15 protein-coding genes are annotated in these 24,432 nt (G+C 47.1%); 8 read left to right on the top strand and 7 right to left on the bottom strand.

From position 1 onward, the window contains the following. From V1U08_RS14845 to V1U08_RS14825, 5 genes are all read right to left on the bottom strand, one after another. The coding region (locus tag V1U08_RS14845; RefSeq protein WP_330470912.1) for a VCBS domain-containing protein at positions 1-6,965 on the bottom strand (6,965 nt) is incomplete at its 3' end. Positions 6,966-6,977: 12 nt separating this feature from the next. Further along, a complete protein-coding gene (locus V1U08_RS14840; protein ID WP_330470911.1) occupies positions 6,978-8,303 on the bottom strand; it encodes an HlyD family type I secretion periplasmic adaptor subunit in 1,326 nt (441 codons plus the stop codon). Beyond that, positions 8,296-10,389 (bottom strand): peptidase domain-containing ABC transporter, encoded by a 2,094-nt coding sequence (locus V1U08_RS14835; protein ID WP_330470910.1) that lies wholly within the window; start codon positions 10,387-10,389, stop codon positions 8,296-8,298. Before V1U08_RS14835 ends, V1U08_RS14840 begins: the two co-directional genes overlap by 8 nt. After that, complete coding sequence (locus V1U08_RS14830; protein WP_243977878.1) at positions 10,389-12,041, bottom strand: ABC transporter transmembrane domain-containing protein; 1,653 nt, start codon at positions 12,039-12,041, stop codon at positions 10,389-10,391. Before V1U08_RS14830 ends, V1U08_RS14835 begins: the two co-directional genes overlap by 1 nt. Before the next feature lie 280 nt (positions 12,042-12,321). Then, positions 12,322-12,888, bottom strand: a complete 567-nt coding sequence (locus tag V1U08_RS14825; protein WP_014233898.1) for an SOS response-associated peptidase — start codon at positions 12,886-12,888, stop codon at positions 12,322-12,324. 396 nt (positions 12,889-13,284) lie between these two features. On the opposite strand from V1U08_RS14825, the gene V1U08_RS14820 reads away from it, so the two are divergent. The 4 genes from V1U08_RS14820 to V1U08_RS14805 all read left to right on the top strand — a co-directional run bounded on the left by V1U08_RS14820 (position 13,285) and on the right by V1U08_RS14805 (position 17,213). Continuing rightward, positions 13,285-14,310, top strand: coding sequence for a TRAP transporter substrate-binding protein (locus V1U08_RS14820; RefSeq protein WP_118120424.1), 1,026 nt, complete (start codon positions 13,285-13,287; stop codon positions 14,308-14,310). A gap of 36 nt (positions 14,311-14,346) precedes the next feature. Beyond that, positions 14,347-14,937, top strand: coding sequence for a TRAP transporter small permease (locus V1U08_RS14815; RefSeq protein ID WP_014233896.1), 591 nt, complete (start codon positions 14,347-14,349; stop codon positions 14,935-14,937). Then, entirely contained in the window at positions 14,937-16,223 is a 1,287-nt protein-coding gene (locus V1U08_RS14810; protein ID WP_330470909.1) for a TRAP transporter large permease, read from the top strand. Before V1U08_RS14815 ends, V1U08_RS14810 begins: the two co-directional genes overlap by 1 nt. A 72-nt stretch (positions 16,224-16,295) precedes the next feature. Further along, positions 16,296-17,213 carry an MBL fold metallo-hydrolase gene (locus tag V1U08_RS14805; protein WP_020334253.1) on the top strand — a complete coding sequence of 306 codons (918 nt, stop codon included), beginning with the start codon at positions 16,296-16,298 and terminating at the stop codon, positions 17,211-17,213. Positions 17,214-17,225: 12 nt separating this feature from the next. Here the strand turns inward: V1U08_RS14805 and V1U08_RS14800 are convergent, their stop codons facing one another. Next, positions 17,226-18,125 (bottom strand): helix-turn-helix domain-containing protein, encoded by a 900-nt coding sequence (locus tag V1U08_RS14800; RefSeq protein ID WP_243977874.1) that lies wholly within the window; start codon positions 18,123-18,125, stop codon positions 17,226-17,228. Between the two features lie 135 nt (positions 18,126-18,260). Here V1U08_RS14800 and pobA point away from each other — a divergent pair, with 135 nt between their 5' ends. Continuing rightward, a complete protein-coding gene (gene pobA, locus V1U08_RS14795) occupies positions 18,261-19,481 on the top strand; it encodes a 4-hydroxybenzoate 3-monooxygenase (protein ID WP_330470908.1) in 1,221 nt (406 codons plus the stop codon). 309 nt (positions 19,482-19,790) lie between these two features. Here the strand turns inward: pobA and V1U08_RS14790 are convergent, their stop codons facing one another. Beyond that, the gene (locus V1U08_RS14790; RefSeq protein WP_330470907.1) at positions 19,791-20,681 is read right to left on the bottom strand and encodes a LysR family transcriptional regulator; all 891 of its coding nucleotides are present in this window, start codon (positions 20,679-20,681) and stop codon (positions 19,791-19,793) included. A 107-nt stretch (positions 20,682-20,788) separates the two neighbouring features. Here V1U08_RS14790 and accD point away from each other — a divergent pair, with 107 nt between their 5' ends. From accD to V1U08_RS14775, 3 genes are all read left to right on the top strand, one after another. Then, the gene (accD, locus tag V1U08_RS14785; RefSeq protein WP_118120436.1) at positions 20,789-21,655 is read left to right on the top strand and encodes an acetyl-CoA carboxylase, carboxyltransferase subunit beta; all 867 of its coding nucleotides are present in this window, start codon (positions 20,789-20,791) and stop codon (positions 21,653-21,655) included. 240 nt (positions 21,656-21,895) lie between these two features. Continuing rightward, the gene (locus V1U08_RS14780) at positions 21,896-22,270 is read left to right on the top strand and encodes a hypothetical protein (protein ID WP_330470906.1); all 375 of its coding nucleotides are present in this window, start codon (positions 21,896-21,898) and stop codon (positions 22,268-22,270) included. 3 nt (positions 22,271-22,273) lie between these two features. Then, positions 22,274-24,432 (top strand): NACHT and WD repeat domain-containing protein (locus V1U08_RS14775; protein WP_330470905.1); only part of this gene is annotated, 2,159 nt, incomplete at its 3' end.

Raw genomic sequence — 24,432 nt, 5'->3', positions numbered from 1 at the left:
AGCTCTCCCGACGCTGAGACCGCCGAGTCTTCTTTCAGCTGCGCTCCAGCGCCAGATATGACTGCGCCATCATTGGTGCCATTCACGGTAATGACTAAGTTCTGAACATCCGTCGCGCCTGCCGTATCCGTCACCGTGACCGGGATAGTAAGAGTCTGACTTTGTCCTGCTGGTAACGATTGATAGGCCGCATCCGTTGGGTCAAACACCCAGCTGCCATCCGGATTGAACGTCAGACCGGACACTAGATTGGCAATCGAATAGCTCAATGTATCGCCCACATCCGGGTCGGTAGCAATAAGTTGACCAGACGCTTTCTGGCCGTCCTCGTCGACAGAAACAGACGCGATCGGAGTCAGCGTTGGCGCATCATTGACATTGTTCACGGTTAAATCAAAGGTGGTCGATACCTGAGCACCGTGATCGTCTGTCGCCGTCACCGTGACTGGTGTGCTACCCACATCACTGTTGGTTGGTGTGCCACTGAATGTGCCCGTCGACGCATCAAAGTGCAGCCAGGTTGGTAATGTGCCTGTTGATAGGGTCATCGTATCGCCGATATCGATATCGGTGAACGTATCTGATGGCACAGTAAAACTGAACGCGGTATCTTCAGTGGCTACCTCATTGGTCAAGGCATGCGAGACCACCGGGCCATCGTTAGTACCCATAATGCGTACAGCAACATCACGACTGATACTGCCATCCGCCGAGCTGACTGTGAAACGCTCGACGATTTCCCCCTGACCATTCTGGCCCAGCGCCTGAATCGCTGGGTTGCTGTTGTCGGCGGTGTAGGTCCAATGACCCTGCTCATCAATACTGAAACGGCCATACTGACCCGTCACGCTTTGCGCGGTAACATGCGATTCACCCCTATCTACATCCAGCACGACCACGTGACCATTGGCAGTCAGCTCGCCATGGATTGCATCTTGGTCTTCTGCCAGCACGTACTGTAAATTTCCCCCCATCCGAGCGCCATCATTGGTACCATTCACGGTAATGACTAAGTTCTGAACATCGGTCGCACCAGCCGTATCCATCACCGTGACAGGGATAGTAAGAGTCTGGCTTTGTCCTGCTGGCAACGATTGATAGGCAGTATCGGTTGGGTCAAACACCCAACTACCATCCGGATTGAACGTCAGACCGGACACCGGATTGGTAATCGAATAGCTCAGCGTATCTCCTGCATCTGGGTCTGTGGCGATGAGTTGCCCCATCGCTTGCTGGCCGTCCTCGTCGACAGACACCGACGCTATCGGGGTCAGCGTTGGCGCATCATTGACATTGTTGACGGTTAAATCAAAGGTGGTCGATATCTGAGCACCGTGATCGTCGGTCGCCGTCACCGTGACTGGTGTGCTGCCCACATCGCTGTTGGTTGGCGTGCCGCTAAAGGTGCCAGTCGCTGCATCAAAGTGCAGCCAGGTTGGTAAGCTACCAGTGGAGAGCGTCAAGGTATCGCCATGGTCAATATCACCAAAGGTGTCAGTTGGCAACGTGAACTGGAACGCGCTGTCTTCATCGATTTGTTGAGACGCTACGCTGTGCGCCACGATTGGGGCATCGTTCGTCCCCTCTATCGTCACTCTGATGGTGTGCGTAGTTCCATCAAGACTGGTGACCGTGATGGAGTCTGTTAATGGCTCACCCGCCGCCAGTTGTTGGATAGAGGGCTGATTATTATCAGCGTGATACAGCCACTGCCCGTCGGCACTGAGTGAGAAATGACCATAACCCGAATCACTGGTGACATCCGTGATCGGCGTAAATGCAGCTTCACCGCTGTCCACATCTTGAATCGTCAGTTGTCCACTGGCTTCCAGCTCACCCGACGCTGAGACCGCCGAGTCTTCTTTCATCTGCGCTCCAGCACCAGATATGACTGCGCCATCATTGGTGCCATTCACGGTAATGACTAAGTTCTGAACATCCGTCGCACCAGCCGCATCCGTCACCGTGACAGGGATAGTAAGAGTCCGGCTTTGTCCTGCTGGCAACGATTGATAGGCTGCATCCGTTGGGTCAAACACCCAACTGCCATCTGCATTGAACGTCAGTCCGGACACCGGACTGGCAATCGAATAGCTCAGCGTATCGCCCACATCCGGGTCGGTAGCGATAAGTTGACCGGACGCTTTCTGGCCGTCTTCATCGACAGAAACCGACGCGATCGGGGTCATCACCGGTGCATCGTTGGTGTTATTGACGGTGAGGTTAAATTGCGTGGTGACACTCGCCCCTTGCGAGTCCGTGGCAGTCACGCTAATCGGCACACTGCCCACATCACTGTTGGTTGGCGTGCCGCTAAACGTTCCGGTGGATGCATCAAAATGCAGCCACGTCGGTAAGCTACCTGTGGAGAGCGTCAAGTTATCGCCATGGTCAATATCACCAAAGGTGTCACTTGGCAGCGTGAACTGTAACGCGCTGTCTTCATCTATTTGCTGATTTACTACGCTGTGCGCCACGATTGGGGTGTCGTTCGTCCCTTCAATTGTCACGCTGATGGTGTGCCTAGTGCCATCGACACTGGTGACAGTGATGGAGTCTGTTAATGGCTCACCCGCTGCCAGTTGTTGGATAGCGGGCTGATTATTATCAGCGTGATACTGCCACTGCCCGTCGGCACTGAGTGAGAAATGACCATAACCCGAGTCACTGGTGACATCCGTGATCGGCGTGAATGCGGCTTCACCGCTGTCCACATCTTGAATCGTCAGTTGTCCACTGGATTCCAGCTCACCCGACGCTGAGACCGCCGAGTCTTCTTTCAACTGCGCTCCAGCGCCAGATATAACGGCGCCATCATTGGTGCCATTCACAGTAATGACTAAATTCTGAACATCGCTCGCACCGGCCGCATCCGTCACCGTGACAGGGATAGTAAGAGTCTGGCTTTGTCCTGCTGGCAACGATTGATAGGCAGTATCGGTTGGGTCAAACACCCAACTACCATCCGGATTGAACGTCAGACCGGACACCGGATTGGTAATCGAATAGCTCAGCGTATCTCCTGCATCTGGGTCTGTGGCGATGAGTTGCCCCATCGCTTGCTGGCCGTCCTCGTCGACAGAAACGGACGCTATCGGGGTCAGCGTTGGCGCATCATTGACATTGTTAACGGTTAAATCAAAGGTGGTGGATACCTGAGCACCGTGATTATCTGTCGCCGTCACCGTGACTGACGTGCTGCCCACATCGCTGTTGGTTGGCGTGCCGCTGAAGGTGCCAGTCGACGCATCAAAATGCAGCCACGTAGGAAGGCTACCGGTGGAGACGGTCAAGGTATCGCCATGGTCAATATCACCAAAGGTGTCACTTGGCAGCGTGAACTGTAACGCGCTGTCTTCATCTATTTGCTGATTTACTACGCTGTGCGCCACGATTGGGGTGTCGTTCGTCCCTTCAATTGTCACGCTGATGGTGTGCCTAGTGCCATCGACACTGGTGACAGTGATGGAGTCTGTTAATGGCTCACCCGCTGCCAGTTGTTGGATAGCGGGCTGATTATTATCAGCGTGATACTGCCACTGCCCGTCGGCACTGAGTGAGAAATGACCATAACCCGAATCACTGGTGACATCCGTGATCGGCGTGAATGCGGCTTCACCGCTGTCTACATCCTGAACCGTTAACTGCCCGTTCGCTTCCAGCTCTCCCGACGCTGAGACCGCAGAGTCTTCTTTTAGCTGCGCTCCAGCACCAGATATGACTGCGCCATCATTGGTGCCATTCACAGTAATGACTAAATTCTGCACATCTGTCGCGCCGGCCGTATCCGTCACCGTGACAGGGATAGTAAGTGTCTGACTTTGCCCTGCTGGCAACGATTGATAGGCCGTATCCGTAGGATCAAACACCCAGCTACCGTCAGGATTGAACGTCAGACCGGACACCGGACTGGCAATCGAATAGCTCAGCGTATCGCCTGCATCTGGGTCGGTAGCGATGAGTTGACCAGACGCTTGCTGGCCGTCCTCGTCGACAGACACCGACGCTATCGGGGTCAGCGTTGGCGCATCATTGACATTGTTGACGGTTAAATCAAAGGTGGTCGATACCTGAGCACCGTGACTGTCTGTCGCCGTCACCGTGACTTGATTACTGCCCACATCGCTGTTGGTTGGCGTGCCGCTGAAAGTGCCCGTCGAGGCATCAAAATGCAGCCAGGTTGGTAGGCTACCGGTGAAGAGGGTCAAGGTATCGCCATGGTCAATATCACCAAAGGTGTCACTTGGCAGCGTGAACTGTAACGCGCTGTCTTCATCTATTTGCTGATTTACTACGCTGTGCGCCACGATTGGGGCGTCGTTCGTCCCCTCTATCGTCACGCTGATGGTATGCGGGGTGCCATCCACACTGGTGACAGTGATGGAGTCTGTTAATGGCTCACCCGCTGCCAGTTGTTGGATTGCGGGCTGATTATTATCAGCGTGATACTGCCACTGCCCGTCGGCACTGAGTGAGAAATGACCATAACCCGAGTCACTGGTGACATCCGTGATCGGCGTGAATGCGGCTTCACCGCTGTCTACATCCTGAACCGTCAGTTGCCCACTGGCTTGCAACTCACCCGATGCTGAGACCGTCGAGTCTTCTTTCAGCTGCGCTCCAGCGCCAGATATGACTGCGCCATCATTGGTACCCGACACAGTGATTGTTAGGTTTTGTGTATCAGTCGCTCCCGCATTATCGGTTACAGTCACGGGGATGGTCAGTGTCTCAGTTTGCCCCTGAGCAAGGTGCTGATACGCACTGTGACTTGGATCGAACGACCAACTGCCGTCCGCATTGAGGGTAAAGCCATCCACTTGTCCGGCTGATAAATGCAATTGGTCCCCGGTATCAGCATCACTGGCGTGAATTTGCCCTTGAGCGATTTTGCCATCCTCATCTACATCGACAGTAGAAGTTGAGGAAATAATCGGAGCATGGTTGACGCTACTGTCCGGTTGATTAGGAACATTGGAACCGTCTGAGAATGTTGGCGCTACCGTGTTCGGTGCTTGGGTCGTTGGATTTCCTCCACCTACTTGTTGTGTAGTAGTGGTATGTGAACTCGATGAAGTTTCGTCGGTGCCTTGGATATTGACCTGTATTTCGCGGCTAGTTCCATCCAACGTTTTAACCGTAAAGGTTTCTGTTAACTGTTGGCCTTCGTTCAATCCCTGAACTTTCGAATCTTGATTATTGAGCACGTAATGCCACAAACCATCACTATCAATATTGAATACACCGTACTGGCCTTGTGTGTTTGGCTGCTCGACAAACCCAGATTGCCCGGCATCTGTATCAATAACATCTAATTTACCTTGATAGTCAGTGATAACATCTTCTTTCAGTGTGCCGGTCGTTACGCCACTGATCACCGCTTTGTCATTGGTTCCAGACACCGTGATGGAAATCGCCTGCGAAGTTCCATCAATCGTATGGACGTATAAAACTTCTTTGAGCTGTTCTCCACCCTTTAAACTTTGTATCGTGGCGTTGTTATTATCAGCGGTATAAACCCAATGTCCGTGAGCATCAATATCAATTTGACCATACTTACCCGTTAGTATTTCAGGGGTAAATGCATTCTCACCAGAGTCAGGATCGATAACAGACAACTGCCCCTGAGTCTCTAAATGTCCGGAAGGCGATACAAGATCTTCTGTAACCGAGCCGGTAAAAATACCTGATACTGTCGCACTCTGATTCGTTCCATGTACCGATATCGTCACTGTTTGCTCCACTGGTACACCGGAAGAGTCTGTCGCCGTGACTAAAAAGGTTTCTGTCGCTACTTGCCTATCAGTAAGCGCCGCTGTTGAAGGAGCCTGATTATCAAGCTGATAACGCCATTCACCACTACTTGCATCAATATACAGTTCACCGAAGCTGCCCTTTGGTTGAACGACACCCCACGTCACACTGTCACTATGATCAGGATCAACGGCTATCAATTGACCGACCGCTTCATCTATCACGCCATGCTCATTTACGCTGCCACTATGAACCCCAGAGATCACTGGTCGGTCATTACTGCCATCTACTTCGACGCTAATTACCGTTGAAAGTGTTTTGCCATGGTTATCTGTTGCGACAACAACAAACTGTTCCGTCTTATGCTCACCTTCTGCAAGCGCATTGGTTGAAGCCAATTGGTTATCAAGGTGATAAACCCACTCTCCACTGTGGCTATCCAGAGTTAATTCACCATAGTGGCCGCCCTTGTTTTCCACTGACCAGATAACAGACTGACTACCATCACCACTTGTTGTTAATTGTCCAGCAACTTGATCCTGACTGGTGTCTTCTTTTACCACAGCGTGGCGCATCGAAGAGACTATGTGTAAAGGATGAGAAGTACTTTCGAGTTGTTCCGAATGATTTTGCGAAGAAGTGATGGTTGTGGGGTGTGAGAGTGCGTCAATATCGTTCGTATGGTGCTCTGTCAGATGTTTAAACACGGGTAAAAGAGCAGGAGCAATTATTTTGGACACACCCGATATATTTGACAATGGCGTGTAGGTACCCGAATCAGTATGAGAAGAGGCTGCCACCAAATGATGGCCACCTCGGTGATCTTGCGTGCTTTGGGATTTCTCATTCTCGCCCGTGTCATCGCTCACTTCGGCGCGAGTTTTCGCCATCTTTTCAGAGGGTGACACTAAAGTTTGAGAAGGCTCAGTGTCAGAGGCTGGAAGGGCTTCTGACTCTTTGTCCCCTTCTCCTTGATGATGCTCTGTATGAGCTAAACCACTCGCGGTATGCCATGATTTATCTGCAACCAAATCTTTATTGAAACCACGCTCTGAGCCAGAACGACGAAACTCTTTAGCGCGAAGTTTAGCTACTTGACTGTCTTGTTCCTGAGCTCTCTTTTTCGCTTTGGCTTCACGCTTTTTCTGCTCTTCGCTCTTAGACTCCGATTTGGTGTCTTGCGAAGGGGGTGTTTTGTTGTCCTTACTCATAACTCACCTCTATTAGCGTTCGCCAAAAGCTTCTCTCATGTTGGTAAATACGGGCTTCCATAAATATTGGAAGATGGTTTTTTCTCCGGTGACGATGTCAGCTTCGCCAGTCATACCTGGTAATAAGTTTAGCTTGCCTGGCTCTGCGCCAAAGTATGGCTTCTCAATCGCAATCCGGACTTTGTAGTAAACCCCACCTTTTTCATCGGCGTCAGTGGTCGGCGAAATCCGTTCAACAACCCCATCTATTGCGCCATAGCGGCTGTAGTCAAACGCATCGATTTTGATTTTGGCTGGTTGCCCTACCGTCACAAAGCCAATATCTCGAGGTGACAACTTAGCTTCCAGTAAGGCTGTTGGAGTCGTCGGCACCACCACGGCTACTGTACCTCCCGGCTGGATTACACTCCCAGATGACGTATTCGGTATCGACTGAATAATGCCGTCAACCGGAGACATCACCGTATCTTGCTGGATTTGCAGATCGGAAGATTTCAATCTCGCAGTCACACCAATTAACTCCGAATGCGCATCTGCACGCTTTTCACCCACTTCTTTAAACAGCGTCGCTTCCCGTTGTTCAAATTGACGGCGCTGGTTATCAATGTTCCTCTCCAGTACCGTTCTCCTACCTTCGAGACTTTTTAACTCACGTAAATACGCATCCAATTTTTGCTGGGTTTCCGAGATGGTCAATTTCGATACGGCCTGAACGCCCCTCGGTGAGTTCATTAATCGTAATGATTCGCGGGATGAGTTGATCTGGTCTTGAAGCGGCGGGATTTCCAAATCGATGCTCGACAGTTCTGCGTTCGATTTCGCAATCTCGGACTCAGATAACTGCATAATCGCTTCACGCTCTTTGTTCATCCTCGCCAGACTTTTCTGGTGTTGCTCTACTAATCCAGGGTACGTCAATTCATAAGAGGAAAAATCCGCTGGTCGCCCTTCGATAAATGCGTTATACCGTTCGATTCGTAACTGAAGGTTAGCTTGTTGACCGAGTAACTCTTCTTCTACTGCTTGGCTGTCGACCGACACAAAACTCGCGATCACATCGCCCTTGCTGACCAAGTCTCCTTCAGTAACTAAAACCGATGCCAATGTTCCTCCTGACTGGCTTTGAATGACCTGCTTGTGACCCAAAGGAACAACTTGTCCTTTCGCCTTGGCGATTTCTTCTATGTCGGCAAACACTGACCAAAGCAAGACTAAAAATACCGAACCAACAACAAACCACATCACCTGTTTAATCAGGCGTTTTTCCATTGGCGCTTCAATGGCTTCTGTAAATTCATGTTCTGGTAAGTAACGATTCGACAGTTGCTTATCATCCATGCTGTGCTACCCCTGCGTTTGCTTGTTCTGGTTGTTCTGATTGTTGTGACGGTTCAGCTTGCTTAATAATTGGTCCGCAATACACCAAACTGCCTTTGTCTAAAATGATCACTTTGTCTGCGAGTTCGATCAGTTCTTTGTCATGACTGCTAAACAAAATTGTTGCGTGTCCTCGACGCTTCATCAATGTCTGTTTAAACGCTCTTTTTGCATACGGGTTTCGATTGGCAATAGGTTCATCCAACACTAAAAAAGGTGAATTTTTCAGCAGTGCAACGGCAAGCCCGACGTAGGAGCTTTCAACCGCAGAAAAGACATTTTCACCACGATGGAATACCTCGGTATCAATATCATCTCCGATAGCTTGCAAGAGCGAGGTCGCCCCTGCGGCATGTAAGGCCTCTCGAATTTCATCATCAGATGCGTCTGGATTCGCGACCCTGAGGTTTTGGGCTAATGAACCGGGGATAATATCTGCGTGAGTTGGGCTATAGGCAGCCCAACGACGTAGCGCTTCTGGGTCATACTGTTTGGTGTTTTTGCCGTTGATAGACACATAACCCACCTGACCTTCCAGAACACCGAGTGCCGATAGTAAGAGAGAAGTTTTACCGCAACCATTCGGGCCGATGACGGCCACCAGCTCACCAGGTTCTACATCGAATGTTACCCCTGACAATGCGGGTTCACTTTCTGCACCGTATCGCAAAGTCACATGCATAAATGAAACAGAAGGAGGCTGATGTGTTTCCGGAGACTCAAGCCTCAACGAATGAAACTCTGTTGGAACCTCCATCAAACGATCAAACTGTGCGATAGTGCCTTTGACCATGGCAAACTTCTGGCGCGAGGCAAACGCCAACTGAGCAGGTCCGGTAACCCGCCAAATCAGCATAGTGGTCGCGATCAAAGCACCTGGCGACATCTGCTGATTCAGCACCAGAAAAATGCCCGTAAATACTGATACCAATACGGTAGTCAGCCCCATCCCATGCGCGACGGCGGTATTTAATCCGTTACGTTTAGAATAGAGAAAGTTTTGCTGACTGTTTTCTTTGGCCCTACGCATGAAATGCTGATACCAACCTTGGGATTCGCCCGCTATTTTCAGATTAAGAATGCACTGTGATATTTCGTTGAAGCTACCTTGATAATCACTGCTGATCGTTGGCGAGGCTGCTTTTACATACCGCTCTAACCCTTTCAAAATAAAATAGAAAATCATCAACATCGCGATAGGCACAAGCACTAACCAACCACTCAATAATGTGATGGCTAGCAGTGGTATCAACGTGAACGGCAAATCCACCAGACCTGATCCAGAAGGGCCGGATATAACCTTACGCACATTTTCTGAATTCCGAATACGGCTAATGTGGCTGGCCAACCCCACTCGGCTCAATACCGCCAGCGGCATGCTTAATAATCGGTTAAAAGTTAACGCAGATAAATCTCTTGCAAACCGATTACTCACCCCAGCGATCAATCGAGCACGGAAAAATCGGCTGCCGACCATAATGAACAGCGCCAACACCGCACCGAAAGCAATGTTGGGTAGAATCTGCGGTGCATGACCTCCGATAACGCGATCATAAACAGCCATAGTAAATAGAGGAATGGCTAAACCCGTTATCCCAGACAAAAGACTTAACCAGAAAATAGGACGATACCATTTCACTTTCTTACGAAAATGAGACAGAAAACGCTGAGTTTTGTTTCCTTCCATCGGTAACGCATTAACGATAAACACAAAGCCACTTTCCGGCTCTCCATCCAGATTATGCCATTGCTTATTTTCTCCAAGCTTTTGCCACTGATTTTGACGCCAGCGAACAATCTCAGCACTGCCCGAGTCATTTACCCAAATAAAGGGATAAACCGAGTCTTTTAATTTTGTCGCAATGCAAGAGTGAACGGTGACATCCAGTTGGTGCTTTTTGAATAGAACGTAGGTATCTAGATAGCTGAGATCATTGGCCACATGACCTTTTTGTATGCTCCTGGCTTGCGCGTGCAGTCCAAGTTGATCAAAAAACGTTGCCATCACCGGCTTCATTCCAATTATTGAACGATCTTCTATCGACATTAGATCTCTCCCGTAACTTGCTTTGACGACAACCGACCTTCAATCGATAGACTAATTTGACTGTCGCTGAGCGCTATCACTTCATCAAAATAGGACGCAATGATGATCGTCATGTCTCCTCGCTTTTCATTGAGTAATGACAACAATCTTGACTGTGAATCAGCATCAATCGATACCATTGGTTCATCCAGTAAGAGAATAGAAGGCTTCTGAGACAGTGCCCGAATCAAAGAAATAAGCTTTATCGCCCCTTTATTCAGGCTAGCGTTGTCATGCCGCCCTACTGGCGTTTGAAAGCCGTAAGGAAGTTGGCTGATAGTGTCAGACAGTCCCAACCGATCGGCCAACTCCATCGCATAAGGTTCACTTTCATGACGAAAGAAAGTCATGTTCTCCAACACGGTCCCATGAAACAGCGTTCCCCATGGCGCGACATAACTAACTGACTGACGAAATTCGAACTCATCGTGCTCGTACAGTGGTACACCTGCGATCGCTATAGTTCCTTGCTCTGGCTGATGGTAAGCGCCCAGCGAGCTTAACAACAAACTGGCATAGCTCATGGGGTTAGAATTAACAACGGTGATGGAGCCTGAAGGGATATTCAAGTTAATGTCGGAAAGTGACGCGCCAACTTTACTCACACTTACGTTAGTAAATGATATTGGCCCCGATGGCAGTTTGCTCTGATATACGGTTTGCGCAGTAAATTGCTCTTGAGGTGCATTGATTAAATCTTCAATGTCCTGACTGGCTGCGCGTGCCGTTACTAATTTAGCGCGCAGACTACCCAAAGCACTGAGTGGTGCGACCGATCTCCCAGCCAAGATCGAGCATGCCGCCAAACCACCGGTGGTCATTTGGCCATCCAATACCGCCAAACACCCGACAATAACAAGCGCTAACGTTGTGCCTAACGAGGCACCTTGAATTAGCTCTTGAAGTTTCGCCGCTTGCCAGTCAACCTCGTTTTGTTTTTTCAGATTCTCGTGGTTAACGTCTTTATATCGGTATGTCATGCGTGCTTCTAACGCGAGCGCTTTTACCGTTGCCACGCCTGACAGGACCAAAACGAGAATGCGCGTGCGTTCACTTTCTGTGACTGCGAGTTCCTGAGTTACCTCCAATAACTTGTTACTTACTCGCCAAACCCATAACCCTGCGATACACCACACCACGACAGGAACCAGAACCACCCAGCCGCCGATATAAGCAATAAGCGCCAAAAATATTAAGGTGAAGGGAATATCCATAAAGGCTATCGCAGCCTGCCCTGAATAGAGATCACGCACGCTAGAGACACTTTTTAGGCCGCTTAATATTTTTCCAGAACCCAACGACTGCAAATATTGGTAATCGGCTTTTAGCAATCGCGTTATCAGTTTTGCAGTGACATCAAACTCGTAGTTGGCAGCCGCAGAAGCAAGAAACCAACTTCTGACATAGCGCAATATCACCTCGAGAAGAATCGCAACCGCAACACCCAACAACAACACATTTGCTGTACCATACGCTTCATTCGGTAAGATCCTGTCGTAGATTTGCAGCATGCTGAAAGGCAACGCAAGAGACAGCAGGTTAATAAAGATTGAAGAAAAAAGTAATTCGTTGAAGTTCTTATTCTTTGTCAAAGACTGAATCTGTGCTCGCATCAACTAAGCCCCGGCTTCCATATATTTAAGTCATTATTTTCATCCTTTGATATTAGACAACGATGAAAGTCACTGCATATATTCTGAGATTCTTTTTGCCAGATGAGACTTTGCCAGCACATATTTTGGCGTATTTGGCTTTAATGGCGTAGAAGGGTCGGGGTTTACTTCAAAGATCATTAAATCATCGCGCTTGGAATAACCAACAGCACAACAAGTCAATTTTATTAAATTCAACAACGGTAAATGCCAAGCGTTTGGCATCACCTTTTAAACAAAACTAGTCTGCATTTTTGATCGTCAACGTTTCATTAAATTGATTATCTAACAGCTTATATACGCTTTTGCCTTCTCCGCTTATCCAGTTCAAGACTTCATTATTAGGAATTAACAAAGGCATGCGGTGATGAAATTCGCTGCATTGTTTATTTGGCTCTGTTGTTAATGTGACCAGATCTTTAGCCTCATTCAAGGCGATGCCAGCCATGTATAAAACATCACTCTCGCCTGGGCTGAACAGATATTTGACCTTTTTCCCATTCTCTTCTTGCCACTCATACCAACCTGAACACGGAACCACCACTCGGTTAAACTCGAATGCATGAGCAAATGTGGCCTTGACCGCCACCGTTTCAGCTTTGGCATTTATGATCAGGTTATTCGCCCAGTCGGGTTGTATTCCCCAAGGTAAATCGAGCTGTTGAAGTTCTCCGTCTACAACGCCAACCGTAGAAACAATCTGTGTCGGTCTTAGGTCTTTATTTGTCTCCGTTTTAAAACTGATGCCGAGCTGCTCGGAAACAATTCGACAAAGCGGTTCGTTGATCACATTTAACCTGCCACACATATCACACTCCTAAGAAACACCTATGTAACACAAATTATAGTTACTTTCTGACTCAAGCATTTTTCATGTATTAACATAACCGATAATCAGGAGTTAATACCTAAAACATAACTATGAAACATGAATTATATCAATCATCTGACCCCTATAACTTTTAATTTTTAGCCCGAAAATTCCCTCTAATTAAAGTCACAGAATTTCAAAAATTGAATAGCCTTTTCCTTTTTCTAACTAACGTCATGGCGAATCAAGTGTTAACTTAACCTTAACATCTTACATAAGGTAAAAACCGCTGACGGGTAAAAGTTGACGATTTTATTCAGCCCCAAGAAAAAGAATAGCCTGACTAAAAGAGCGCTTTACGAAAACACTCTACTAACAATTGGACGTTTAAGTATGAATACGATTATTAAAAAGACTGCTGCCACTGCATTGTCATCACTTCTGCTAGCTTCACCTGCTTTCGCCGCAGATGTTACATTGCGATTCGGACACTTTTGGCCTTCAGTATCTGATATTCATAAAGAGATATATCAAAAGTGGGCTGACACCGTTGAAGCGGATTCTAATGGCCGTATCAACGTAGAGTTATACCCGTCTTCTACTCTCGCCAAGCCACCAGCGCAATATGATGCCGTTAAACACCGTATCTTAGATATGACCGCAACAGTGCAAGGTTACTCAGCAAACCGCTTTCCTCTGACTCAAATCGTTGAGCTACCAGGGGTGGTACAAAACGCAACTCAAGGCTCTTGTGTGATTCAAAAGCTATATGAAGAAGGTGCGTTTGCAAATGAATACAAGGATTCAAAACCACTGTTCTTGTTTACCCACGGTGCGGGCTTACTGCACGTAAAAGGCAAAAATATTGAACAACCTAGCGACTTAGAAGGTCTTCGCATTCGTCGTCCAACTGCCGTCATCGGAGGCTTACTAGAAGAGCTTGGTGCACTACCTGTCGGTATGCCTGCGCCGCAATCTTATCAATCGCTTCAACGTGGTGTGATTGATGGTGTTGCTCTACCTTGGGAAGGCGTGAAGAGCTTCAGAATTAACGAGCTGGCAGAAAACCACACTGAAGTCGGTGGCTTGTACTCCTTAGCCTTCATCGTGACGATGAATAGCGATGTCTACAACTCTCTTGATGATGAGCTTAAAGCGGTTATCGACAAAAACTCAGGTGCCGCTTGGTCGAACATTGCGGCACAAGTATTTGATGATCTTGATAACAAAGGCTTTGAAGAAGCGAAAGCAGCGGGTCACACAATCAACCGTATTGATGCATCAAACAACCAAACAACCTGGCAACCAATCTTCGACAAAGTGATCGAAAACTACTTGTCGGACTTGGAATCGAAAGGCCTAGCCGCACGTGATGTTTACAAGCGAGCAATGGAACTGTCGCAAGACTGTAGTAACTAACCGCTGCCTTTCAGCCTGAATTAAGGGAATGAGACTATGAAAACACTCATCAACCTAGTCAATCGCGCGGCACATATCGCTCACTTGGGCGCAGGTTTTATCTTAGTGTCGATGATGTTCATCACGCTTGCTGACGTTATCACTCGTGCGGTTTTTAATTTTACGGACGGTAGCATTGACCTGACGTTTGTTGGCGGCATAGAGCTGATTAAGTTTGGTTTGCTGTTTGCCATTTTGCTGACTATGCCTCACTCGGTAGCCAAATCTCAGGTCATTGTTGACCTGTTTACTGAGAAAATGAATCATCGTGTGAAGATATATCTTGAAGCCTTCTACAACCTAGGTTTTGCACTACTGGGCGCGGGTATGTCAGTGCGTTTCTTTGACGCGATTGAATCAGCCGCGCTTACCGGAGAAACCACTCAGGACTTACAAATCCCGCTGGAATACATCTATATGGGAGTCGTTGTCGCCACAGCGCTACTTGCAATCCGCGCATTGATCATCGCCGGTGAGCTTATTTTTCACTGCCATACCCCAGCGACTAAAAGTGGCGGTGATGCGCCAGCAAAGTCAAGCACCAAAAAAAGTAACGTGCAACAACGAAACAAAGAGGAGTTAGTCTAATGGAAGCTTCAACGATTGGTCTAATTTGTATTGCGTTAATGTTGGTAATGATGGCATTCAGGGCTCCTATCGCGTTATCCATGGCGGTAACCGGGTTTGTTGGGTTCGGATCTATTGTTGCTTTTCCTTCAGCGATGGCGATTTTGGATAGCGGTCCGTTTGAAACCCTGTCTAACTACAGCTTTAGCCCGATTCCTATGTTTATCCTCATGGGTGTCTTTGCCTCTAAAGCGCAGATGTCTCAAGAGCTGTTTCATGGTGCGAGAACACTATTTGGTCGCTGGCGCGGCGGTATGGCACTGGCAGCAGTAACCTCTTGTGGTGTTTTCTCGGCTATCTCTGGTTCTTCTCTGGCGACCGCAGCAAGTATGTCTCGCGTTGCTCTGCCAGAAATGGAAAAGAATGGCTACGCGATGTCATTGGCAACCGGTACGCTTGCGGCAGGTGGTACTCTAGGCATCATGATCCCACCGTCTATCGCGCTTCTGCTTTACGCCTTGATCACAGAGCAGTCTGTGGGTGACATGTTTATCGCGGGCCTAATCCCTGGGTTACTTGGCCTGTTCTTATACTGTGCGACTATTGCTATCACAGTTTGGCTAAAACCAGAGCTAGCAACGCCAGGTGAACAAACGTCATTTGCAGAGAAGATCAAAGGGCTTAAAGGCTTAGTTCCTTTCACCGGCATCTTCGCTTTCATCATCTGCGGTATCTACTTTGGCCTGTTTACACCAACCGAAGCAGCAGCTATTGGCGCGGCGGGTACATTAGTCATCGCCTTGTTCCGAGGAATGAAATGGAAACAATTCGTTGAAGCAGTAGAGGAAACACTGGCTCTCTCGTCCATGATCTTCTTCATGATCATTGGTGCAGAAATTTTTGGCTACTTCCTTTCAGTTTCAAGAATCTCTTACACCTTGGTGGAAGTGGTCGATAGCCTGCAGCTTTCTCCTTACATGGTTCTGTTTGCGGTGCTGTTACTGTTCATCCTATTAGGTTGTGTCATGGACAGTATTGCGATGTTGCTACTGACAGTGCCGGTGGTTTACCCACTCATCGAAGCGGCAGGCTTTGACCCAATCTGGTTCGGTATCGTTGCTGTAATTACCGTTGAATTGGGTCTGATTACACCGCCAGTAGGGATGAACGTATTTGTCATCAAGTCGTTAGCACCGGATGTATCCATTAAGGACATGTACAAAGGCGTGTTCCCATTCGTTATGTCAGACGTCACTCGCCTGCTATTAATCATCGGCTTCCCATCACTCGCCCTAGGACTTCTATAATAATTCCTATCACCCTCACCACACGGAATGTGGTGAGGGCTCTTTCCCCTACTCAACTTTCCGGAGAATCTAATGAAAATCTTTAGATCAGGTATTTGTGTACCTGCGATAACTTGTGCCCTAGGTTTACTGTTATCCGTCAGTGCATCAGCCAAAACCGATGTCATCTTATTAGGAACGGGCACGCCAGTCCCTGATGCTGACCGCTCTGGCCCATCAACCGCCGTAGTGTATAACGATACGGCATTTATCTTTGATGCGGGTGGCGGCATGGTTCAAAAAGCCATTGAAGCAGCACAAAAGAAAGGCATCAAAGCCCTATACCCAACCAACATCAAACACGTTTTCATCACACACCTTCACAGTGACCATATTCTGGACATCTCGGAATTGGCAGCAACCTATTGGTGGCGACGTGACGACAAAGTATCGCTTTATGGCCCTGTTGGTACGGAAAAATTTGTAACGGGCTACTATGACATGTTGTCGGTTGATATTGGTTTACGCACAAGTGGTAAGCAGCCGTTAAAAGATCCAACCAACTACCAGATGAACGTGACCGAATACACCGAAAGCAACACCGTTTATGATCAAGATGGTGTTAAAATCGAGGCATTTACCGTTCCTCATGGTGATATCCGTCCAGCCTTTGGCTACAAAGTGACAACGCCAGACAAAGTTGTGGTTATCAGTGGCGATACGGCCTACTCAGACAAGATGATCGAAATCGCGAAAGGCGCTGATGTCTTGGTGCATGAAGTGATCAGCGAACAAGGGCTGTCGAAGCTTTCTGAATTTTGGCAAAAATACCACTCGACAAGCCACACCAGAACCAGTGAGCTAGCAAAGATTGCCTCTGAAGCAAAACCTAAATTGCTGGTGCTTAGCCACATTCTCCATTACAGCGCGCCTATCGAATCCGTATTGGAAGAAATTCAGGCGAGCTACGACGGAGAAGTCGTGCTCGGTAATGACCTAGATATTTTTTAATCCAAGCGTTTTCTAATATTCCGTGTCGAATGGGTTGAGTTGTCTGAAAGATGTCGGGCTCAACCCAGATTTATTCTTAAAGAAGCGAGAGAAATACGCAGGGTCTTCAAATCCCAGATTGTAGGCAATTTGGTCAACATGCAATTGGGTATACAGAAGGCTGCGCTTCGCTTCCACAAACAGTCGCTCTGCAATAATCGATTTTGCCGCAACCCCTTTTGATTTGCGACATACGCGATTTAACGTCGAAACAGACGTTTGCAGCTCTTGCGCATATTGAGCGACAGTCCAATGACGACGATAGTTATTCTCGAGTAGTTTTTGGAATTGATAGTAGTGACTATTTATTGAGCTACCAACGTTAGTCTCTTCGTCTTGTTGCTTTATTGCTCGGAATAGAGTCAATAAGATCATCTTTGCTAACCATTCAGAAGCTTGTCTCATTCCCACATCGTGTGCATTCAGTTCAGATGACAATAAATTACAATAATCATGCAGTTGAGTAAGAACCTTATCCTCAGTCGAAAATGAGAGCACTCTTGGTTTATCCAGCACGGTCTCAAATACACTCTCAGCATACGATAACGCCGAATGTTGAATCATCGGTTCCGCGATACTGACAACATATCCCTCCGTATTCGGTGAAAAAACAAAGCCATGAACCACCCCGGTAGGAATTGCTATCACGCTGGCATTGTTAACATGTATCTTTTTATTATCTAAAGAAATTTCCGCATTCCCACTATCCAAAACTAAGATTTGGAATAGCTTTCCATGTCGATGTGGCTTAATACGCCACCCTCTGGTTTCGCTGCGAGCAGCAATGGTCTCCACGTGAACAAACTCGGAATTATTGCTGTCACTCTCTTCTCCATATAAGAAGAACCTTGGCACATCAGATATCGAACTCATCACTCACCCAACCGATCAAAAAAATATCCATATATGACTTAAAAGTACAAGAAATTGCCCTGTATGTGAATGGAGAGAATCACACTTTATTAACAAAATAGAAACACAAGGAATCAAACAAGCGGAGTGCTTAAAATGGAAGTTATCAAAACACAAGTTGCAATTATTGGCTCTGGCCCTTCAGGTCTTTTACTTGGCCAACTGCTTGCGAAACAGGGCATCGATAATGTCATCGTAGAACGTTCAACTGCTGATCATGTCCTGTCCAGAATACGTGCCGGCATCCTTGAGCAAGGTTTTGTAGACCTCATCAAAGAAGCAGGCTGTAACGCTCGTATGGATAAAGAAGGACACATCCATGACGGCTTTCAAATCAGTGTCGACGGCGAAAGTACCAGAATAGACCTCAAAGAACGCACTGGTGGCAAAGTCGTGACTTGTTACGGACAAACCGAAATCACCCGCGATTTAATGGAAGCGAGAAGTGCTGCCGGTCTACCAAGCTTTTATGATGCACCCGTTACCGAAATAGTCGCGCCTGACTCTACTTCCCCTGCCGTCAGATTCGAGCACGAAGGTACCCTTTACGAGTTGCAATGTGACTTTATCGCTGGTTGCGATGGCTTCCATGGTGTATCCCGACCAACGATTCCAGATACCATCCGTAAAGAGTATGAGCGCGTTTACCCATTCGGCTGGCTTGGGCTACTAAGCGATACCCCACCAGTTGATGATGAATTGATTTACTGCAAACACCCACGAGGTTTTGCCCTGGCAAGCCAACGTTCATCCACTCGTTCACGCTATTACTTACAGGTTCCCGCAACGGATAAAGTTGAAGATTGGAGCGACGATAAGTTTTGGGATGAACTGGAAAAACGCTTACCAGCTGAAGCGAGCAAAAAATTACAAACCGGTCCTAGTATCGAAAAAAGTATCGCGCCACTGCGTTCATTTGTGTGTGAACCGATGCAATATGGCCGATTGTTTCTAGTGGGTGACTCTGCACACATTGTACCGCCGACCGGTGCCAAAGGGCTTAACCTGGCTGCCTCTGACGTGGCGACGTTGTACAAGATCATGGTTCAAGTTTACAAAAATGACGACATGGAGTGCATCAAGCAATATTCGGATATCTGCTTACGCCGAGTATGGCACGGTGAGCGTTTCTCATGGTGGATGACCAACATGCTGCACGACTTTGACGAACTCAGCGTGAACAACACGGATGGCGCTATATTCAGTCACCTCATGACCTCTGAACTGGATTACTGCCTACATAGTGAATCAGGTAAAACGATGATTGCCGAGCAATACGTAGGCTTACCATATGAAGATCCAAAGCCGACGAAATAATACCCTCTGACATGTCACAACCTCCCCCAAATAAGGATACCTAGGTATCCTTATTTTCAGCTCGCCTCAGGCTAATAAAGTTTTGCCCCATTCTTTGTTAACATATTTACTCAGTTTTAGAGCGCTCGATCGAAATCATCGAACTTTTCCTTATGTCTGGGAACTAGAATGTGATGCTAAAACTCTCAGAATTTACTTTCCTCGGATACCGAGTAGTAACCAATTTAAGTAGATAATCACCTAAATTAAAATACGCGTTTCAGACTAAGTCTTTTACAGCCATTGTTCGTCTGTATATGTACTTTTATATTAATGTGCTTGGTGCTTTAGGTGTTCAATAAACGTTGGGATCTTTTTTGCCAAGTGTTTTCTGGAAGCGTAAAAGGCATATAACACCAAATCTTCAGGTTCGTACTCCATTGCTATTATTTCCAGTGAACCAGCTTCTATCTCATTACGACAGGATTCGGTTGGTAGTATCGCGAACCCCAACCCAGCTAATGCGCCTGATTTAGCTAGATATCCACTGTTGATTTTAAATGAAGACTGTACCTTTTGAGTAACCAGCGCACCTTCAGCATTTTTGAAGATCCATGGTGTTCCATTCAACGCGGTAAAGGTATTGATACATGGAACATGTTTTAAATCGGTAACCTTAAAAGGTTTTGGATACTTCTGTATGAGTTTGGGGGATGCCACAACAGCACTTGTCCAACGTTTGATCTCTTTCGCTATCCAGTTATTGTCGTCGAGCTTTCCTCGGTGAAAACTTAAGATGATGTCGAAACCATCCAGGAAGTCTTCCTTTGGATTTATGCTGGTATCGCAACAGAATGATATGGAGGGGTGTTGGGCACAGAAAGAAACCACTGCTTGAGCTAAATGTGGTGAATCGGGCATCAAAACTTTCAGTTGCCCAATGATTTCCTGAGAGTGTTGAGCTACTTCCTCAAGCGCGTCATCCAGTCTTTCGATTAATGGTTGAGTACGTAGATAAAGATGGTCTCCTGCATCTGTTGGAGCGATTCGTCGTGTGGTTCTGTCGAATAATCGCGTATTTAGTTTCTCTTCCAGTAAAGCGATATGGCGGCTGACGTTCGATGTTGGCAAACTGAGAAATTCTGCGGCTCGTTTAAAACTATTGTTCTCATAAACACAGTGAAAACTTTTTAGCCACTGCTGGTCAATTTTATCAAACATATCTTTAATCCCATTTTGTTGGATTATTAAACCCATATAAGTGACTTTATTACCAAAAACAGGCTTATACAATGGTTATAAATTTAAATGGTCTACAAAGGTTTGCTATGAGTTGGTTAGAAAAGTTATTAGATAAAAACAAGTTGAACGCGACCCGTAAAGCGTCGATTCCAGAGGGGGTGTGGGCCAAATGCCCATCATGTGATCAGGTTCTGTATCGTATTGCCTTGGAAGAGAATTTATCCGTCTGTTCCAAATGCAGCCACCATATGAGGATGGCGGCGCGCCGTCGTTTAGAAACCTTTCTGGATAAGGGAGAATGCATGGAGATTGCCCAAGAGCATGAGCCTAAAGATTTGTTGAACTTTAAAGATATTAGACGATATAAGGAACGCCTTGCTTTGGCACAGAAAAGCACAGGGGAAAAAGATGCGTTAGTTGTGATGAAAGGAAACTTAATGGGTTTACCGATTGTTGCCTGCGCATTTGAGTTTTCTTTTATGGCAGGCTCGATGGGTTCCGTTGTTGGTGCTCGTTTCGTTAAGGCTGTAGATGCTGCAATTGAAGCTAATTGCGGGTTAGTATGCTTCTCTGCTTGTGGTGGGGCTCGCATGCAAGAGTCGCTTATGTCTCTGATGCAAATGTCTAAAACCAGTGCTGCTTTAAATAAACTGTCAATCGCCAGATTACCCTATATATCCGTACTCACAGATCAGACATATGGTGGTGTTTCAGCTAGTCTGGCTATGCTAGGTGACATCAATATTGGAGAGCCTAAAGCCAGAATCGGATTTGCCGGGCGTCGTGTTATTGAACAAACGGTGCGGGAAAAATTGCCTGAAGGCTTTCAGCAAAGTGAGTTTCTTTTAGAGCATGGTGCACTCGATATGATTGTTGATAGACGGGAGATGCGCAAAAGAGTAAGTGGGCTAATTGCGAAAATGACAAATACAACTATTTCGTTTGATGTATAGCTTATAGGTTCTGTCACGAAGCCGATTTAACCAACTCACAGCGGTTTACTTAAATTTGCTCCTCTCTGCATTACAAATCAATCATGCAGGTTACGTGACGCAACTTGCGTTATAAAACTTACTTTGCCCCTTTCCTGTTTGGAATAAATACTCAGTGATTGCATTGTCGGACTGTTTTTCCTTAAATGAACTAATATAAAACTTATCAATCATCAAATAGGTCACCTACAAGGAAAGCCTATGGAACCGCTCACTTTAGCCATCATTGCAGCGTTAGGAAAACTAAGCCAAGAAGTCATTTCTGATACTTACTCTGCACTTAAAGAGTTACTCACCCGCAAGTTTGGAACATCTAGTTCGCTTGTTTCCGCTGTTGATGAGCTTGAAAAACAGCCGGAATCAAAGAAAAAGCAAGCAGAACTAGATGCACACGTTAAAGCACTGAATTTGAGCCAGGAAGAAGAGATCAAACAAGCCGCAGAAAAGCTTTGCCAACGTTGCGGAATTGATACGCATATTTCAATTTCCATTAACGGTGAAGCAAAGGTACAAGGGGTAGTGGGGTCAACCGACGTCTACATAGAAAACATGTCGTTCGGCTCAGACAAGGAATAACAGATGGCTGATGATAATGAGAGCGGCCATATCAAAGTTTCCGTTCAGGGTGGAAAGGCTCAAGGAGTGATTGGTGCACATGATGTAAAAGTGGAACATCTCATCATCAATAACTACCACCACGATGAGAAATCCTCCCTCGATACCTCCCGGGAAAAAACGGATAAAACGAGCCTTATAGAAGCAACTCCATATAAAGGGTTGGCAAATTTTGGCCCAAAGGATGCAAAGAACTTCTTTGGGCGGGAGGAAACGATTCATGACCTTAAAAATAAGGTTGAGAAGCAGAGTTTTCTCGCCGTACTAGGTCATTCGGGGAGCGGTAAGTCGTCAGTGGTGCTAGCGGGGTTGGCTCCCAAACTCCATGAAAGCGGCGAATGGATCTTTTCCTATTTTCGTGTCTCAGACAGTACGCAAAATGACCCGTTTTTGGCTCTTGCTCAGGCGCTATTGCCGATGTATGAGCCTGAGTTGAACTCAACCCAACGTATTCTGTATCGCAACGAACTGGCCGAGGGTTTGCGAGCACAGAAAATATCAATTTCAGATATCCTAGATACCATTAAGCATCATCACCCTAATCGGAGAGTGTTGCTCATTGCTGACCAGTTTGAGGAGTTGTACACCTCGAATATTCCCTTGGCCATTCAGCACGCATTTATTGACCTATTGCTTACTGCATCCACCCCTAACTCAGAGAAAAGCGTAAACAACCCGCTCTCTCTCGTCATTACTCTACGCACTGATTTCTTGGGTATCGCCGCTGCCCATCGTCCCTTCGCGAATGCGATTAATAAAAGCGCTTATCTGGTGGGGGCGATGAGTCAGGAAGAGCTCAGGCAAGCGATTGAAGCGCCAGCAAGTCGTTTAGACGTTCAGTTCCAAGAGGGGCTGGTAGACATTATTTTAAATGATGTCGGCCAAGAACCGGGTAATTTGCCTTTACTGCAATTCTGCTTGAGCCGGTTGTGGGAAAAACAATCCAACAAGGTGATGAGCCTGGTGGATTACGAGAGTATCGGCCGGGTGTCCGGCGCTCTCACTTATCATGCCAATACCATCTACGACCAACTCTCCGCTAATGACCAAATACAGCTCAGTCACATTCTCAAACAGTTGGTTAAACTAAGCTCCGGAACTGAGGCAACTCGACGGGTCGCGATGCGAGATAACTTCAGTGATGAACACTGGGTTATGGTGCAAAAGCTCGCTGATGAATCCCACCGCTTGGTTGTGGTTAATACCGCATCTGAGCAAGAAGCCGTGGAGGTGGTGCATGAGGCTCTGATTACTCATTGGGATCGCTTAAAACACTGGGTGAATGAGGACAGACAATTTCTGGTGTGGCGAGACGACTTCCGTGTGTTAATGACGAACTGGACTAAGAATGGTCGTCAAAATACGGAACTATTAAGGGGGAATCCCTTAAGTCTGGCAGAGTCCTGGCTGAATGCACGCCCCGAGTCATTTGTTGATATTGAAAGAGAATTTATCGAACAAAGCATCAAAGAACAACAAGCACAACAGCAAAAGGCACTTAAACAAGCACAAGCTATTGCAAAAAGAAACACGCTTATCACGTTCATTTCAATCGCTGCCATTATTGTATTGGGGTTCATGGGAATGCGACTTACTGATGAGCTTGAAACCTCGGAGGCCAATTTAAAAATTGCTCAAAAAAATGAAAGTCTAAACCTTACCAATATGTCTAGAGAACTGACAGAATCTGGAAATGCTTTACTCGGAGCTTTACTTGCTTTAGAAGCATTACCCGATACAAAACTTGATAAAAACCGCCCTTACTTGCCGCAAGCCGAGCAGGCATTATATTCAGCTCTATTAAGTCCCATTATCTCATCGAAGGTTTTAGTTGGGCAGTATACTGAGTATGGTGGGTATAGTGGGGTAAAATCGGCCTCCTTTAGCCCCGATGGTACACGCATCGTCACGGTATCTTGGGATAACACCGCTATGATTTGGCAGGCAGATACGGGTCAAGCCCTAGCCACGCTCCTGTATGATGATAAGGTATGGTCGGCCTCGTTTAGCCCCGATGGCACACGCATCCTCGCGACATCGGGTAACACCGCTGTGATTTGGCAGGCAGATACGGGTCAAGCCCTGGTCACGCTCCCGCATGATGATGGGGTATGGTCGGCCTC

This window comes from Vibrio sp. YYF0003 (genome assembly GCF_036350715.1).
Lineage (GTDB): Bacteria > Pseudomonadota > Gammaproteobacteria > Enterobacterales > Vibrionaceae > Vibrio > Vibrio natriegens.
Note: the sequence above shows the minus strand (reverse complement) of the source record. Positions and strands in the feature narration are given on the sequence as shown.